The organism is Bradyrhizobium sp. WSM1253 (assembly GCF_000244935.1).
Classification (GTDB): domain Bacteria; phylum Pseudomonadota; class Alphaproteobacteria; order Rhizobiales; family Xanthobacteraceae; genus Bradyrhizobium; species Bradyrhizobium canariense.
On record NZ_JH600073.1, the window covers coordinates 2,988,269 to 3,003,788 of the forward strand.

Genomic DNA, 15,520 nt, shown 5'->3' on the forward strand with positions numbered 1-15,520 from the left:
ATGCCGGCAGCTCTCGCTGCCCGCGGCCCGCCAATTTTGGAAAATTGGTCTTACCAATTGACCGCAGCATTGACCGAGGACAGGCGCCATGTCAAGCAGCGGCCAAACAAGGGGAGAGACGACCATGCGCCTTGATCCAACGCGCCTTGGCCGCGCCAATCTCGACCGGCTGCCACAAGGCATCCGCCGCCCGGCCTACGACCGTTCGCGGGTCACGCCCGGCATCGTGCATCTCGGCCTTGGCGCGTTTCATCGCGCCCACCAGGCCGTGGTCATCGACGATTGCCTTGCGGCCGGCGCCACCTCGTGGGGCATCGTCGGCGCCAGCTTGCGCAGCCCTGACACACGCGACGCCCTCGCCCCGCAGGATCATCTCTATACGGTTGCCGTCCGTGCGGCCGAAGCCACCGAACACCGCATCATCGGTGCGCTGCTCGACAGCGTGGTCGCGCGCGAAAGCCCGGCACGATTGGTCGAGCGAATGGCCGATCCCGCCATTCGCATCGTCTCCCTCACCGTCACCGAAAAAGGCTATTGCCACACGCCGCAGACCGGCGATCTCGACGAGAGGCATCCTGATGTCGTGCACGACCTCAACAATTTCGACGCGCCGCGCTCGGCTCCCGGCTTCATCGTCGCTGCGCTGGCGCGCCGGCGGGCCCTGGGCGCGCCGCCGTTCACCGTGCTGAGCTGCGACAACCTCGCCGCCAATGGCCACACCGTGCAGCGGATCGTGACGCAATTCGCCGCGCTGCGCTCGAAGGATCTCGGCAAGTGGATCGCAGATACGGCGGCCTTCCCCTCGACCATGGTCGACCGCATCGTGCCGGAGACGACGGATGGTGACCGCGATGCGGTTTCGTCGGCGCTCGGTTTGCGCGACGCATGGCCCGTCATGACCGAGCCGTTCACGCAATGGGTAGTCGAGGATCGCTTTACGGCGGGGCGGCCCGATCTTGCCGCAGCGGGTGTCGAGCTCGTCAGTGACGTCAAGCCGTTCGAGTTGATGAAGCTGCGGCTGCTCAACGCCAGCCATTCGGCGCTGGCCTATCTCGGCTATCTCGCCGGCCACGAGACCATCGCCGACACCATGCAGGATCCGCATTTCGCGCGCCTCGCCGCGCAGGTGATGGAAGAGGCCGCGGTGACGCTGACGATGCCTACCGGCGCAGACCTGGCCGCCTATCGCGCCTCGCTGCTCAAGCGCTTCGCCAATCCGGCGCTGCATCACCGCACCTGGCAGATCGCGATGGATGGCTCGCAAAAGCTGCCGCAGCGCCTGCTCGGCGCGATCCAGGATCGTCTCACCAGCAACCTGCCGATCGCGACGCATGCGCTCGCGGTGGCCGGCTGGATGCGCTACGTCACCGGCCTCGACGAGAACGGCCGCACCATCGACGTGCGCGATCCGCTCGCCGCCGAATTCGCTGGCTTGGCGCGCGAGGCAGGTCCCGTCGCCGAACGATTGGCGCCTGCGCTGCTCGGCGTCGGAAAAGTGTTCGGGTCGCTGGGCGCGGAGCCGCGCCTGCGCGAGGCCGTGACCGGAGCACTCGGCCGACTCTACCAGGACGGCGCGCGGCGGGCGGTGGAGACTCTGGTCTCCGCGTGACCACAAAACGGGCAGCAATGCTGCATTGCGGTCCAGATCGAACGGAAAGTCGACGGAAGTCTTGCTTGATTTTTGTCTGTCATTGCCCCACCCGAGAGGCATGGCAAAGGACAGCAAGGTGATCGCGGCGAACGCAGCGTTCTACGCCGCCTTTTCGACCGGCGATTTCGACGAAATGGAGCGGATGTGGGCGGACGATGACGCCATTTCCTGCATTCATCCCGGCTGGCCGGCCATCATCGGCCGGGCCACGGTGATCGGAAGCTGGCGCGATATCCTGCAGAGCCCGGAACGGCCGCAGATCGTGTGCGCGGAACCGCAGGCCATCGTCGATGGCGACAGCGCGCGCGTGCTCTGCATCGAGATCGTCGACGGCACGGCATTGGCTGCGGCCAACCATTTCCGGCGCGTCGGCAACGACTGGCGCCTGGTGCACCACCAGTCGAGCCCGATCGCGCAGATTGTCGAGCAAGCTGAGGACGATAGAGCGAGCCACCGCGTCCATTGAGGGCGTCCGGCCCGCAGGCACATTCTACTGTGCATGGGGTTGTTTTTCAGTTTTTTTGTTTTGGCCTCACCCGAGCCCGGACAGATCATCCAGCACGACCCGCGCCTGGCTAAAATCGTCGTCCCAGAAGAACATGCTTCTGGTGATGAGCACGGGAATGTTCGCTCGTGAGGCCGCGATCAGGCCGTTGGCGGAATCCTCGATCGCGATGCAGTCGGACGCGTTGAGCTTCAGCCGCGCCAGGATCTCGAAATAGACATCCGGCGCAGGCTTTTTATGCCGCACGTCATCCCCGGCCACGATCGCATCAAAATCCGCGGCCCAGCTTTTTCCCAGGGCCCGCGACAGCAGCGCATCGATATTGCCGTGTGACGTGGTCGTCGCGATCGCGAGCCGCTGGCCGCGCGCCTTGGCAGCAGCGAGCAGATCCGTCACCCCGGGCCGTAAGGGGCAGCAGCCGGTCTCGACCAGTTCGGCAAAATGCGCAGTCTTGATGCGGTGGAGTTCCGCGATGTCCACATCCGATAATGGCGCGGCGATCCTCAGCCTTTCATGGTGGGCGCGGATCCGTTCCTTGCCGCCGGTGACCCGCAGCAGGTCCTTGTAGACGGCCCGGTCCCACTGCCAGTCGAGACCGTGGCGGGCGAAGGCATGGTTGAAGGCCTGCCGATGCAGCTCTTCGGTCTCGGCCAACGTGCCGTCGACATCGAAGATCAGCGCGGCGGCGCGGCGGACCAGCTCAGCCGCGTCAGATACCATTATGGCGGGCGCTTCTGCCTGCATGTTCGATGCGTCCCTCCGACGAGCGACCATCGCCTGCACGGGCGGGCGGGACAAATCGCAATATCTTTTGCCGGACCCAAAAATCTCTTATGAGCGGAGGGCGCGCTGCGGCGCGAACGGGAACTCCGACCTGCAAGGAAGACGTATGCGGCTCTTTATCCTGGGTCTCGGCTACAGTGCCCGGCACTTCGTCCGCCTGTTCGGTGGCGGCTTCTCGCATATCGCCGGCACGGTGCGCGATCCCGCGCAGCGGGGCGACCTCGCCGGCATCGAGGTACACGCCTTCTCCGGGAGCATTCCGGCACGCGAGACGGTCGAACGCATGCGCGACGCGGATGTCCTTCTCGTCTCGATCCCGCCCGGCGGCAGTGGCGATCCCGCCATCGCGACCTTCTCCGGCCTGCTTGCGGCGGGCGGCGACCGCAGGATCATCTATCTCTCCACGATCGGCGTGTATGGTGATCACGCCGGCGGCTGGGTCGACGAGAGCACGCCGCCGCAGGCCGGCCTCGACCGCACGCGCATGCGGGTCGCGGCGGAACAGGCATGGACCGACACGACCGGTGGCGACGCCGCGATCCTGCGGCTTGCGGGTATCTATGGCCCCGGCCGTAACGCACTGGTGACGCTGCGCGCTGGAACGGCCCGGCGCATCATCAAGCCGGGACAGGTGTTCAACCGCATCCACGTCGACGACATCGCAAGCGCGATCATGGCCGCGATTCATCATCCGAGCGGCGGCACGTGGAACGTCTGTGACGACGAGCCGGCACCGCCGCAGGACGTGATCGCTTACGCGGCGAAGCTGATGAACGTTGCACCGCCGCCGGAAGAGCCGTTCGAGACCGCCGAGATGTCGGCGATGGCCCGCAGCTTCTATGCCAGCAGCGCTCGTGTTTCCAACGCGAAAATGAAGCGCAAGCTCGGCGTCACGCTTGCGTATCCGACCTACCGCCACGCCCTCGATGCGTTGTGGCAAGCGGGGGAACGAGGATCATGACCAAGCGTCAGCTCAACACGCCATACTTCTTGAACCAGGCCTGGGCCTGCTTCCAGGCATCTTCTGCGGCGTCCTTGCGGTAGCTGCCGCGGTAGTCGGCATGGAAGCCGTGCCGCGCTTCCGGATAGATCTTGAACTCGGCCGTCTTCTTGTTCTGCTCCAAGGCTGTCTTGAGCTGCTCGACCTGGGCGACGGGAATGCCGGTATCGGCGCCGCCATAGAGGCCGAGCACCGGTGCCTTCATCTCGGGCGCGAGCTGCATCGGGCTCTTCGGCCACAGCGGATTGGCTGGATCGACGGGCGGACCGTAGAAGGCGACGCCGGCCTTGAGCGTGCCGCTGTGGGCGGCATATTCCCACACGGTGCGTCCGCCGCGGCAGAAGCCGATGATGCCGAGCTTACCGGTGTCGCCGCCTTGCGATCCCGCCCACGCCACGGTCGCGTCGAGATCGGACAGCAGCTCGGCGTCCGGCTTGGCATTGACGATCGGCAGCAGGTCCTTGATCTCGGTGACCTTGGTCAAATCGACGCCCTTGCGGAAATAATAGTCGGGCGCGATCGCGAATGCGCCGAGCTTGGCGAGGCGTCGCGTCACGTCCTTGATGTATTCGTGCAGGCCGAAAATCTCCATCGCCACGATGATCACCGGCGCCTTGGTGTTGCCGGCGGGGCGGGCAAAATACGCAGGCATCTGTTCGGAGCCGACCTTGATCTTCGCGTCCCCGGTCTGGAGGCCGCCGGTGTCGGTCGTGATCGCCTCGGCGCGCACGGGCCCGGCCGCAAGCGTGTAGCCGGCGGCGACGGCCGCCGTCGCGCTCATGAACCCGCGGCGCGAGACCGGGGCGACCTTGGTCAGCCCGACGACGTCGGATGTCATGGTGGTCTCGATACTCATGGGTTCATCCTTCCTGATGTGCGGCCCTGATCTGTCAGGCGCGCATTCGCCAATAATTGCCAGCGAAACGCAAATCACCAGCCTGCGAGCGCGCCGCTTTCAGGACTTGTTTTCAGGTCTTGTTCTGACGCTGTTTCACTGGCGCAGTCTCGGGCATGAGGCTCATCGCGACTAGTCCGACGATCGCCGCAAGCAGCAGGTACCAGGCCGGCGCCAGCGGATTGCCGGTGACGTGGAGGAGCCAGGTGACCACGAGCTGCGCCGTACCGCCGAAGCTGGCGATCGCGACCGCATAGACGGTCGCGAACACACCGCCGCGGATGCTCTGGGGCAGCGCCTCGGTGAAGGTCGCGTAGAACGCAGTGAACGGCAGCGAGCCGATGACGGACAGGACACCGAAACCAACCAGGAGCGACAACGCGCCTGGGGCATGGACGATCCACAGGAAGGTCGGGTAGGTCAGCAGCAGCGTTGCGAGCTGCGGCCAGATCATCACCGGCTTGCGACCGAGACGATCTGCCAGCCAGCCCCCGACCAGCGCACCGACAAACTGGATGCCATTGCTGACCAGCGACACGGCGAAAGCCAGTGTCGACGACACATGCAGCGTGTTCTGCGCATAGGTCGTCATATATTGGGTGACGTAGGTCGAGATCGTGCCGCTTGCCAGGATCATCAGTGCAAGTCCGATGACGCCAAGGTGCCGTCTCGCCTGCGAAAGATGACTGGTGTGCTCGACGGTGCGGGCACCGGCTTCGGCCTGCGGGATCGTCTCGGGCAGCGTCCGGCGCATCCAGAACCCGAACGGCAGGCACACCGCTCCGATCAGAAACGCCACCCGCCAGCCATAGGCGTCGAGCATCTCTGGCGCCATCGTCCTGCTCAGGATGACGCCGACGAGTGCGCCCGCGGTCGCGGCGATCTCCTGGCTCGCCGGCTGCCAGGCCACCACCAGCGCGCGATGCTGGGGCGGGGCGATCTCGATCAGATAGGCGGTGGTCGGTCCAACCTCCCCGCCCAAAGCAAAGCCTTGCGCCATACGCGCCGCGATCACGATGACGGGCGCTGCAAGGCCGATCGATTGATAGGACGGCGTGAGCGCGATGGTCAGGATCGATAGCCCCATCAGCGCGAAGCTCAGCAGCATGGCAGGCCGCCGGCCGATCCGGTCGGAATAGATCCCGAGCACGATTCCGCCGATCGGCCGCGTCACGAAGCCGGCGCCGAAGGTCGCCAGCGACAGCATCAGGCTGCCGTACTCGCTTCCCGTCGGGAAGAAGGTATGGCCGATCTGGATGGCGAAGAAGCTGTAGGTGATGAAGTCGTAGAATTCGAGCATGTTGCCGACGGTGGCGGCCAATGCTGCGCGCTTGACGCTGAACGGCTTCACTTGCTCGATCACGGACGACACTCTGGCATTCCCGGGCTCGATCCTATTTCGATTTAACCGCCTGGCCGCATTGCAACGCAACATTCATTAACCGAAAACGGTGGTTCCCCCGTCCCCTTTTCCGCTGCCCCAGTTGCGGCCGCCCCGTCCGCTCGCGCAATTCGAGGCGCATCGCGCAACAAATGGGCTTTGCGGTAGTCGCAACGACACATCGTGCCGCACGCACATCCCGCGCTAGCGGAATTTGCACGCAAAGCCGCGGTCATTTGACTGAAATTTTCAGAAGAGTTGAGCCGGGCGATTTACTCGAACTTTCTTCGTGACACTCTAGTTCCACGGTCGGAAGGTTCCGCATCCCTCGGGATCTTCATTATCAGCCGCCAGGATTGCGCTACCAAAAGCTCAATTGAATCAAGATTTATCCGACCTGGAATTGAAATGAACTTGGCTCGCGAATCGATCGAACTGCTGGAACAGGTCGCCCGTATCTTGTGGTTCGAAGGCGCCAAGCACGGCTTGCGCGACCGCGAGTGGATGGCGCTGCGTTTCCTTTCCCGCGCCAACCGGTTTTCCCGGACGCCGTCGGCGCTCGCGAGTTACGTCGGCACCACGCGCGGCACCGCCTCGTTCATCATTGGCGAGCTGGAGCGGCTCGGCTATCTCGAGCGAAAGCGCTCGGCCCAGGACAAGCGGTCAGTGATGCTGAGCGTGACACAACAGGGCAAGAAGTTCCTGGTGCGCGACCCCGTCAACGTCCTCATCGAGTCCATCGGCGTGCTCGAGGATGAGGCGAAGGTCGGCTTCCGCGACGCGCTCCGCCACGTGCTGGATCAGTCGGACGCAGCCGAACAGCGGCACCATACCGACGTCTGCAAGCGATGCATCTTCCTCCGCGAAGATCGCAGCACCACGGACAGCAGGACGACCGCCGAGTTCAGCTGCCGCCTGTTTCGCGCGCCGATCGCGGAGGCGGAGGTCGATCTGCTATGCACCAGTTTCGAGCATCACCGTAAATAGAAGGCGGCCCTCGATCAGGGCGTCGCCTTGCGTGACGAATAGATGACGCCCCCGCTGGACTCGACCACCAGACGTCCGTTCTCGTTTCTGATCTCCTCGATGCGGCCAAGGCCGGGCACTTGCTGTCCCAGCACCGCTTCGATGACGCCGTTCGGGCCTTGCAGGATCGCAATCCCCTCATAGGCTTGGCGGACTGACCAGCCCTTGACCGTCTTGCGCGGAGCCGAAATGCGCTCGGACGGTGCTACCGATCCCGTGACCTCGGGCGTAGCAGCCGAGGCCATCATCGGCATTGGCTGTGAAGCGACGGGCGCCGGAGCCTGGGCCTGCACCTGGGCAAGCTTGTCGAGCTTCACCGTAGAGGACGAGCTCACCCGTTCGATGCGATCCAGATTCTCGCCAAAACGGCCAAAACGGTCATTGGTCGCCTTGCTCGACTGATCGACCGCGGTGCGCAGGCCGTCGAGATTGTCGGACACGCCCGACACCTGCCTGCGCAGTTGTGCCACCGTCTCGCGCAGATTCCTGATCTCAGTATTGGCCGCGACGTTGTTCTGGGCGGGCTGCATGGCGAAATAGGCGATCACGCCGGTGCAGGCACAGACGACCAGGATCGCAGCGACCGCCAATGTCGCGAGCGGCGCGACCCATGTCGGACGCGGCGGCGGCGGCTTGGCCACGATCACGGCCGGCTTGATCACGATGGGCGTAGGCTTGGGGATTGCCATCTTGTCGAGGCGCGCCTTGGCGCGAATACGCTTCAGACCCTCGAGCGCCTCTTTCGCCAGAGTTTCATCACTCGCTGCTGCCGGCGCAGGCTTGGTGTTCGCAGCAGGCTTGGTAGTCGCGGAAGGATTGGTATTTGCAAAAGGCTTGGTGTTTGCAAAAAGCTTGGTATTTGCAGAAGGCTTGGCCGTCGGCGCCGCATTGTCTTTGGCATCGCGCGTCTCCGCAGCCGGTTTCGCCGCTGCGGAGACATCCGCGGTCGCGTTGGGACGAGCTTGTCCATCGGACAACATGCGAGAATGCTCCGTTCGGTTCGATCTGTCGAACGGTGACGTTATTTGCCGAAGCTTGCCTGAAACGTGCGCATCCAAAACTTTTCATCACGCGCGGTGCGACGTCACATGAGTCAAACGCGTCACGCACGTGGCGAGAGTGCGACTCGAAAGACACACCCTCGCCAAGATTTCGCCAAGCTGGAGTCGCCTCGCCATACATGAGTCGAATTGTCGCACGTGGAAAGACGATGACGGGAGTCAATCCGGGGTTGAAATCCCTCAATTTGCATGAAGCGCAGCACCGCCCAAAATAGCTGTAATCATACGGGGATGCGGAACTTTAGAACCGCCAAGGTGCAAAACTAGTTCGAATTCCAAATCAACTGATGCGATTGAACATACAAAGAAACAACTCGAAACGAATCAACAGCATCAAGCACGTGTAGCAAACGCTTAGTTGCGCACGCTTGATCGGGAATCGGCAATTGTTACGGTCCTACTCAAGTGATTCTCGCCAGTTAGCGAGGAGATCGACAAAGTACAGTGGCGTTCGGACGCATGAGCAACTTGGCGCAACTGTTCTAGGTCGCTTTCTCAATCCGCTCCGCGAGGTGATCCGCAAGACACCCGCCGAGCCTCACGCAGTAAGCGTTCAGTATCGAGTCGAAGTAGCAGGCCTGCGAGACGCAGGCACTGAATGCGTAGGGCTGCCCGCGAATATCGAAACCATAATAACGGTTCGCGGGAAGGAATATCGTCAAACAGCACAGTTGCCGAGCCGGGCATCACAACAACCAACCGGCCGTAACAAGTGCGAAACAGGGGCGAAAAACTGATGTATATTATCGTTGATGATCGCGAGAGCGTCACGAACAGCTATGTCGGAGGGCTCGTTCGCGAAGGTGTATCGTCGATCGGCTTCTCCTCCGGAGAATTCTGGGACTGGCTGCAATCTGCGAGTGAATCGGATCTGGCCGCGGTGGACGCCTTCCTCCTCGGGGATTGCGACACCCGCGGAAGCCTGCCGCGGGCGATGCGCAAGCGCTCCTCGGCTCCCATCATCGCCATGAGCGGCCAGAAGATGCTCAAGAACACGCTGGAGCTCTTCGAATCGGGCGTCGACGACGTCGTCCACGTGCCGATTCACCTCCGCGAGATCCTCGCCCGAACGGCCGCGATTGCGCGCCGCCGGGTCGGGGAACTGCCGCGGCCCTGCGAGACCAGGATCCAGGTCTTCTTCAACGGACGTGACCCCGAGATCGCTGGCCACGCTCTCACCCTGCCCCGCCGCGAACTGCGCATTCTCGAATATATGGTCAGCAACCACGGCAAGTGGGTCACCAAGACGCAGATCTTCAACGCGGTCTACGGCATCTTCGAAGCGACGTTCGACGAGAGCGTGATCGAGAGCCACGTCAGCAAGCTGCGCAAGAAACTCCGCGACCGCCTCGGCTTCGATGCGATCGTGGCCCGCCGTTACGTCGGGTACCGCCTCGACATCCCGGCCGGCGAAACCATCGACGTGCCGATGCAGGAGCTCGACGAGGTCGGCATCCTGCTGAACAGGGCGCATACCGCCCCAGTGGCGTATCCAGCCGGAAACTGATCGGCAGGGCGCTGCCACGCAACCGATAACGGCCTCTGCGAACCATCTTCGCAGATGGCCGTTATAGTTTCGGCGACGTCAACGGCGAACAGAGCCGCGGCAGTACCGGCGCTGCGGCTCGCGTCTAAGTATAATTCTAGAGGCTCGCTTCCGATTCAATCAGAACCGATAATGCCCTAGGGCTTCTGCTGGAATTCTTCCTTCGACACGTAATTGAAGTCCTCGACAAGGACGTCCTGGACGACTTCGGCCTGCATTCGCTCGTTGACACGCTGCTTGATGGCCGTCGTGAGGATGGAGAGGTCGTAACGAGCGAGTTTTCTGAAATCGAGGCGGTCGTCGGCATAGATCCTGCGGAAGGCTTCATCGACGACGAACGGCTCGGGCGGCACGTTGAGCTGGTGCATGGTTCGCGCCTCAACGGTGTAGACAAAGCGCGCGACGATGTAGCCCTGAACGTTGCCACCCTCGACCATGGGCACGCTCAGCGCCCGCGTCTTCTGGTACTGCAGCCCGTCAAGGTATTCGTCCTTTGCCGGCAGCAGGCTGCCATTTTCCTTCCAATAGGCCACGGCGTAGCTCGTTCCCGCGGTGAGGATGCATACCCAGAGCCCGGCTAGCACGAGTCTGATCATTTTCCGTCCTGTGCTGCGCGACCGGTATAGGTGCCGTCCGACTCGGCGTCCTTGATGGCCTTGACTATGATGGTCGCGACCTCGCGCACCGCATCGTAATGCATTTCGAGGATGGAACGGTTTCGCTCGAGCTTCTCGCGCAGCCGCTGGATCTCCTCAGTGATCTCGACCTCGCCGCCGAGGTGCATTCGTGCCCGCATCAGGCGGACGAATTCCAGCATGCTCCGGCTCTTCCGGGCGCTGAACTCGTCGAAGTCGATTTTCTTGCCCGTCGCGAGCGCTGCCGTCTCCTCTTCGACGATGGCTTCGAGCCGGCGGATCGCGGCTAACAGGCCGCGTACCTCGTCCGATCTCGCCGGGTCCGCACCGTCGTTCGCCACCTCACCACCGACATTCGGCAGCAGGACGGGCAACAGCCCATCGCCCGACACGGCTGCCATCGTCGTCGCCTCGGTGTCCACGGCCGGCTGTTCCATCACCATGGCCGCCGCGCCTTCTTGTGCCTGCATAGGAAAGTCACCCTTCAACTTCTGTCATCCATTCCCGGATCGTCATCCGGCCTTGCCCGTAGCATCCGGCCCCGCCGGATGCGCGGCGGCGAGCTGCTTGGCAATGCCAATGCCCTTGCCCTTTGCCAGCTGAGCACCAAGTTGCTCCGCCAGCATCGACTTCCAGACGCCGCCGGCCGTGCCTTTTCCAAAGACCTCCTCCGACTCCTTCGGCAACATCGTCTCGACGAAGGTCTGGAGGATGAAGGCCTCGAACTTGCGGTACACCTCGCCGGATGCCGGCGCCTTGATCACCTGCACCGGCGCTCCGTTCACCGCACCCGACTGCGGTTCCGAAAGCTTCGTCGCGGATTGATCGGCAGCCACCGCCTTGGCCTTGCCGACCTCCGCATCCATCGTGGCGGCGAAATCCGTGTCCGATGATTTGAGCGCGTCGAGCTTCGCTGTGGCCGCGCGCTGCGTCACGGGATCGGCGGCGTCGAGGACGTCGAGAACGAGGTCGGGTGTCGCGGTCACGATCATGTCTTGGTCCGATTGGCTGGCCGTGGCGTCCACTCGCGCACGGTGAGGCTTGTTCCCGTCATCTCCTCGAGCGATCGCTTCTCGACGTCGCGAAGCTTGTCCGCGAGCGCCGCCTTCGCGACCTGCTCGAACTGCTTCACACGGCGGCTCTCCGCGCGAACCTGGTCGAGCTGCTGCGAGGCCTGGGCCTGAATCGCGCGCGCGCCGACGCTGGTTCTGGTCAGGCGCCGCGCGATCGATTCGCTCGATGATCCCGCCGGCGGCTTCCCCTCGTTGAGAGTTCCGACCAGCCATTCCTGTTCGTCCTGCAAGCTGCGCTCCTGCTGCCGCAGCTGCGCGAGCTGCCACTCTGACAACCGGAGCTGGAGCTTCACGAGCGAGACCATCCGGCCGAGCTTGTCCGCGCGCGACGTCATGGCGATCACTCCGCCAGCCACGATGAGACGCCGAGCATGAATTGCCTCAGGATCTCGTCGCTGGTGAGGTAGAGCAGCAGGAAGCCGCCGAACAGCACGAAGGGCACCGAGATGAAATAGACCGGAATCGCCGGCGTCAGCTTGTTGATCAGGCCGACCGCCAGGTTGACAACGACCGAATAGACGATGAAAGGGCTGGCGATCCGCAGCGTCAGCACGAATGCCTCCGATAGCCGGCCGACGAGCTGGTCGAGCGGCATGCTGCCGCCGAGCCGGTCGCCGGGATGCCAGACGTCGTAGGAGTTCATCAGCCCGCGCAGGACCTGCCAGTGCTGGTCGGTCATGAAGAACAGCGTCGTGACCGACGTCATGATCAGCGGCACCAGGGCCGGCGCCGGATCGGTGTCGCCGACCGGCGTCCCCGGGATGTTGCTCAGCCCGATCGCGCTGGCCATCACGGTGGCCATGGTCTGGAGTGCGAGAAAGAACACGCGACCGCCGAGCCCGATGACGGCTCCGACCACGAGTTCGGAGCAGATCAGGAGCGCGAGCGACAGCGGCGCCACGTTGTCCGTGAGCGGTTTCAGGACGGCGGCCAGGATCGGCGTTAGCGCAAACGTCGTGACGAGCGCGACGAACAAGCGGACCTGGGCCGGAACATTGACGCTGGAATAGCCGGGGACCAGCATCAGGCAAGCACCGATGCGGCAGAACACGATGAACGTCACCAGCACGCTGTCGGTGAGGCCGCTGATCACGATATGGCTCCGAGGGCCCTGATTTCGGTGCTGCGCGCGACTTCGACATGCGACAGGATCGGCAGTGTCGGAAAGACCCGCTCCAGGATCATCCGGACGTAGGGACGCGCTTCCGGGGTCACGGCCAGCACCACGCTGGTGCCGTTCTCGGTGAACTTGCGGATCGCGGCGCTGGCTTCGGTCGCGAACTGCTCGATCAGGCGCGGATCGGCGTCGAATTCGACGACGTCGCCCTTGGCGTCGCGCTTCAAGCTCTGGTGGAACGCGAGATCCCAGCGGTTGCCGAGACGGACGACGTTGAGCACGCCGTTGTCGGAGAGATCGCCGCAAATCTGCTGGGCAAGACGCGTACGCACATGCTCTGCCACCTGCTCGGAGCGCCGCACATGAGGCGCGATCTCGGCGATGGCTTCGAGGATCAGATGCAGGTTGCGGATCGACACGCGCTCGGCCAGCAGGATCTTCAGAATCGCCAGCAGCCCCGAATACGATATCTGCGACGGGCAGAGATCCTCGACCAGGCGCTTGTATTCGGGATCGAGCCGGTCGAGCAGGCCGCGCATGTCCTTGTAGGACAGCAGCTGGGCGAGGTTGGCCCTGATCACTTCGCTCAGATGCGTGAGCAGCACCGACAGATTGTCGACCGGCTTGCAGCCCTGACGCTTGACCTCGTCGGTGAACGCGTCCGTCACCCACAGCGCCTTCATGCCGAAGGCCGGCTCGATCACCTCTTCGCCGGGAACGTCGGGCTTGCCGTCCTTGTCGACGAGGACCAGCACTTCTCCGAGCCGGAGCTCGCCCTGGGCGACGCGGGTGTCGTGGATCCGGATCTGGTATCCCTTGGGATCGATCGACAGATTGTCGGTGAGCTTGATCTCGGGAACCACGAAGCCGTACTGCTTGGCGAACTTCTTGCGGATCTTGGCCACGCGATGCGCCAGTTCGTTGCGCGAGCCCAGCAGATGCACCGAGAGGTGACCGCCGAGCGCCAGCTCGATCTCCGCGGTCTTGAGCGATTCCTTGACGGATTCCTTGGCATCGACCTGGGCGCGTTCGTCGGCCTTGCGCGCATCTTCCTTCTGCTTCAGGGCTGCCTGCCGCCTCGGCAGCGAATACCCGACGAAGGCCATGACGCCGCCGAGCAGCAGGAAGGGCGCCGTCGGCAGCCCCGGCATCAAGGCGAGCACGAACATCATCAACGCGGCGGCCGACACCGCGCGCGGATAGCCGCCGAGCTGCCGCAACACGGCCTGCTCGGCCGAACCCCGGGTGCCGCCCTTCGAGACGAGCAGGCCCGCCGACAGCGACACGATCAGCGCCGGCATCTGCGTTACCAGACCGTCGCCCACGGACAGCTTGGTGTAGACGTCGGCGGCGCGTGCCAGCGTCAACCCGTGATGCGTCACGCCGATGATGATACCGCCGAAAATGTTGATCGCGGTGATGATCAAACCGGCGACGGCGTCGCCGCGAACGAATTTCGAGGCACCGTCCATGGCGCCGAAGAACGCGCTCTCCTCTTCCAGCTCGCGGCGCCGGCGCTGGGCTTCCTTGTCGTCGATCAGGCCCGCGGACAGATCCGCGTCGATCGCCATCTGCTTGCCGGGGATGGCATCCAGAGTGAAACGGGCGCCGACTTCGGCGATACGCGTCGCGCCCTTGGTGATCACGACGAAGTTCACCGTGACCAGAATCGCGAAAATGATCAGGCCGATGACGAAGTCGCCGCCCATGACGAACTTCGAGAAACCGGCAACGACATGGCCCGCGGCGTTTTCCCCCTCCCCGCCGCGCGACAGGATGAGACGGGTCGTTGCGACGTTGAGCGCAAGCCGCAGGATCGTCGCGATCAGGAGCACGGTCGGGAAGGCAGAAAAATCAAGCGGCCGCTGGATCCACAGTGCGACCATCAGGATCAGTGCCGAGAGCGCGATCGAGAACGCGAGGCCGAGATCGATCAGGATCGGCGGTATGGGCAGGAACAGGATCGTGAGCATGGCCACGATGCCGCCTGCGAAAAAGGCATCGGCGCCCAATCGTCGCGGGGTCGGCAGGCTAGCGGCTAACGTATCGGACATGGGTCACCGGCAGAGGATCCGGCCCGTAATCTGCCGTGCAAAGCTTACGCGGGGGTGGTGGTGGCAGGGGCGGCAGAGGTGGCCGGGACCGTCCGGATCAGAAGCCGTGCTCGATGTGCGAATAGACCATCTCGGTGAAGGTGGAGAGATGGGCTCCGATGAAGGAGCCGGAGACGGCAACGACCACGAGAATGACGATGATCTTCGGAACGAAGGTCAGCGTCACCTCCTGGATCTGGGTCAGCGCCTGGATCAGCGCGATGATGGTGCCGACCAGCATCGCGGCACCGACGGCAGGCCCGGAGGCGACGATGATGGTCCAGATCGCCGCCTGGACGATGTCGAGAGCATCCCGTTCGTTCATGACTGGCTGATCGTGAGACCGGGGCCGATCGCGACTTTCGTGCCGTTCTCGAGCGTCGCGACCGAGCCGTCGCTGTTGATGGAGATCGAAGCGACCTTGCCGCTGAAGCTCGCTCCGGTCGCGTCCGTGAAGCTGACGGTCTTTCCGATCAGCCCGTCGGCCTGCGACAGCGACTGCGAAGACAGCAGAGCGTCGAGCTTGGTATTGGTCTGCATCGCCTGCTCGACCGACGAGAGCTGCGCAAACTGGCTCATATATTGCGAGGTATCCATCGGATTGGTCGGATCCTGGTTTTTCATCTCCGCGATGAGGAGCTGAAGAAACGTGTTGTAGTCGACGCCGGTGCTCGACTTCGGCGTCGTCGAGCTGGTCGAACTGGACGACTTGCTGGTGCTATCGGTCGCGCTGGTGACGTTCATGTAGTTCTCC

17 protein-coding genes are annotated in these 15,520 nt (G+C 63.6%); 5 read left to right on the top strand and 12 right to left on the bottom strand.

Annotated features, from left to right (window positions below; all coding sequences use genetic code 11):
* Positions 1-124: 124 nt before the first annotated feature.
* Together BRA1253DRAFT_RS15585 and BRA1253DRAFT_RS15590 are read left to right on the top strand one after the other, a co-directional pair.
* Entirely contained in the window at positions 125-1,609 is a 1,485-nt protein-coding gene (locus BRA1253DRAFT_RS15585) for a mannitol dehydrogenase family protein (protein WP_007595836.1), read from the top strand.
* Positions 1,610-1,709: 100 nt separating this feature from the next.
* On the top strand, positions 1,710-2,117 hold the full coding sequence (locus BRA1253DRAFT_RS15590) for a nuclear transport factor 2 family protein (protein ID WP_007595837.1): 408 nt from the start codon (positions 1,710-1,712) through the stop codon (positions 2,115-2,117).
* A gap of 66 nt (positions 2,118-2,183) precedes the next feature.
* Here the strand turns inward: BRA1253DRAFT_RS15590 and BRA1253DRAFT_RS15595 are convergent, their stop codons facing one another.
* Positions 2,184-2,900: an HAD family hydrolase gene (locus BRA1253DRAFT_RS15595; RefSeq protein ID WP_007595838.1), complete on the bottom strand. Its 717-nt coding sequence runs from the start codon at positions 2,898-2,900 to the stop codon at positions 2,184-2,186.
* A gap of 145 nt (positions 2,901-3,045) precedes the next feature.
* Between BRA1253DRAFT_RS15595 and BRA1253DRAFT_RS15600 the strand changes: the two genes are divergently transcribed.
* Positions 3,046-3,900 carry an SDR family oxidoreductase gene (locus BRA1253DRAFT_RS15600; RefSeq protein WP_007595839.1) on the top strand — a complete coding sequence of 285 codons (855 nt, stop codon included), beginning with the start codon at positions 3,046-3,048 and terminating at the stop codon, positions 3,898-3,900.
* A 7-nt stretch (positions 3,901-3,907) separates the two neighbouring features.
* Here the strand turns inward: BRA1253DRAFT_RS15600 and BRA1253DRAFT_RS15605 are convergent, their stop codons facing one another.
* Both BRA1253DRAFT_RS15605 and BRA1253DRAFT_RS15610 read right to left on the bottom strand, forming a co-directional pair.
* Positions 3,908-4,795: a dienelactone hydrolase family protein gene (locus BRA1253DRAFT_RS15605; protein WP_007595840.1), complete on the bottom strand. Its 888-nt coding sequence runs from the start codon at positions 4,793-4,795 to the stop codon at positions 3,908-3,910.
* A 112-nt stretch (positions 4,796-4,907) separates the two neighbouring features.
* Entirely contained in the window at positions 4,908-6,197 is a 1,290-nt protein-coding gene (locus BRA1253DRAFT_RS15610; protein ID WP_007595841.1) for an MFS transporter, read from the bottom strand.
* Between the two features lie 426 nt (positions 6,198-6,623).
* Between BRA1253DRAFT_RS15610 and BRA1253DRAFT_RS15615 the strand changes: the two genes are divergently transcribed.
* Entirely contained in the window at positions 6,624-7,202 is a 579-nt protein-coding gene (locus tag BRA1253DRAFT_RS15615; protein WP_007595842.1) for a MarR family winged helix-turn-helix transcriptional regulator, read from the top strand.
* A gap of 14 nt (positions 7,203-7,216) precedes the next feature.
* On the opposite strand, the gene BRA1253DRAFT_RS15620 is transcribed toward BRA1253DRAFT_RS15615, so the two are convergent.
* Positions 7,217-8,221: a hypothetical protein gene (locus BRA1253DRAFT_RS15620; RefSeq protein ID WP_007595843.1), complete on the bottom strand. Its 1,005-nt coding sequence runs from the start codon at positions 8,219-8,221 to the stop codon at positions 7,217-7,219.
* 817 nt (positions 8,222-9,038) lie between these two features.
* On the opposite strand from BRA1253DRAFT_RS15620, the gene BRA1253DRAFT_RS15625 reads away from it, so the two are divergent.
* Positions 9,039-9,809, top strand: a complete 771-nt coding sequence (locus tag BRA1253DRAFT_RS15625) for a response regulator transcription factor (protein WP_007595845.1) — start codon at positions 9,039-9,041, stop codon at positions 9,807-9,809.
* A 176-nt stretch (positions 9,810-9,985) separates the two neighbouring features.
* On the opposite strand, the gene BRA1253DRAFT_RS15630 is transcribed toward BRA1253DRAFT_RS15625, so the two are convergent.
* The 8 genes from BRA1253DRAFT_RS15630 to flgD all read right to left on the bottom strand — a co-directional run bounded on the left by BRA1253DRAFT_RS15630 (position 9,986) and on the right by flgD (position 15,510).
* Positions 9,986-10,444: a hypothetical protein gene (locus tag BRA1253DRAFT_RS15630; protein ID WP_007595846.1), complete on the bottom strand. Its 459-nt coding sequence runs from the start codon at positions 10,442-10,444 to the stop codon at positions 9,986-9,988.
* Positions 10,441-10,953 carry a flagellar biosynthesis protein FlgN gene (locus BRA1253DRAFT_RS15635; RefSeq protein WP_088940978.1) on the bottom strand — a complete coding sequence of 171 codons (513 nt, stop codon included), beginning with the start codon at positions 10,951-10,953 and terminating at the stop codon, positions 10,441-10,443. Before BRA1253DRAFT_RS15635 ends, BRA1253DRAFT_RS15630 begins: the two co-directional genes overlap by 4 nt.
* A 42-nt stretch (positions 10,954-10,995) precedes the next feature.
* On the bottom strand, positions 10,996-11,475 hold the full coding sequence (locus BRA1253DRAFT_RS15640) for a rod-binding protein (protein WP_007595848.1): 480 nt from the start codon (positions 11,473-11,475) through the stop codon (positions 10,996-10,998).
* Positions 11,472-11,891, bottom strand: coding sequence for a hypothetical protein (locus BRA1253DRAFT_RS15645; RefSeq protein ID WP_035995241.1), 420 nt, complete (start codon positions 11,889-11,891; stop codon positions 11,472-11,474). The genes BRA1253DRAFT_RS15640 and BRA1253DRAFT_RS15645 overlap by 4 nt, the downstream gene beginning before the upstream one ends.
* A 5-nt stretch (positions 11,892-11,896) precedes the next feature.
* On the bottom strand, positions 11,897-12,649 hold the full coding sequence (gene fliR / locus BRA1253DRAFT_RS15650) for a flagellar biosynthesis protein FliR (RefSeq protein ID WP_007595849.1): 753 nt from the start codon (positions 12,647-12,649) through the stop codon (positions 11,897-11,899).
* A complete protein-coding gene (flhA, locus tag BRA1253DRAFT_RS15655; protein WP_007595850.1) occupies positions 12,646-14,727 on the bottom strand; it encodes a flagellar biosynthesis protein FlhA in 2,082 nt (693 codons plus the stop codon). The genes fliR and flhA overlap by 4 nt, the downstream gene beginning before the upstream one ends.
* Positions 14,728-14,824: 97 nt before the next feature.
* Positions 14,825-15,091 carry a flagellar biosynthesis protein FliQ gene (gene fliQ, locus BRA1253DRAFT_RS15660; RefSeq protein WP_007595851.1) on the bottom strand — a complete coding sequence of 89 codons (267 nt, stop codon included), beginning with the start codon at positions 15,089-15,091 and terminating at the stop codon, positions 14,825-14,827.
* Complete coding sequence (flgD, locus tag BRA1253DRAFT_RS15665) at positions 15,088-15,510, bottom strand: flagellar hook assembly protein FlgD (protein ID WP_007595852.1); 423 nt, start codon at positions 15,508-15,510, stop codon at positions 15,088-15,090. The genes fliQ and flgD overlap by 4 nt, the downstream gene beginning before the upstream one ends.
* Positions 15,511-15,520: the final 10 nt, after the last annotated feature.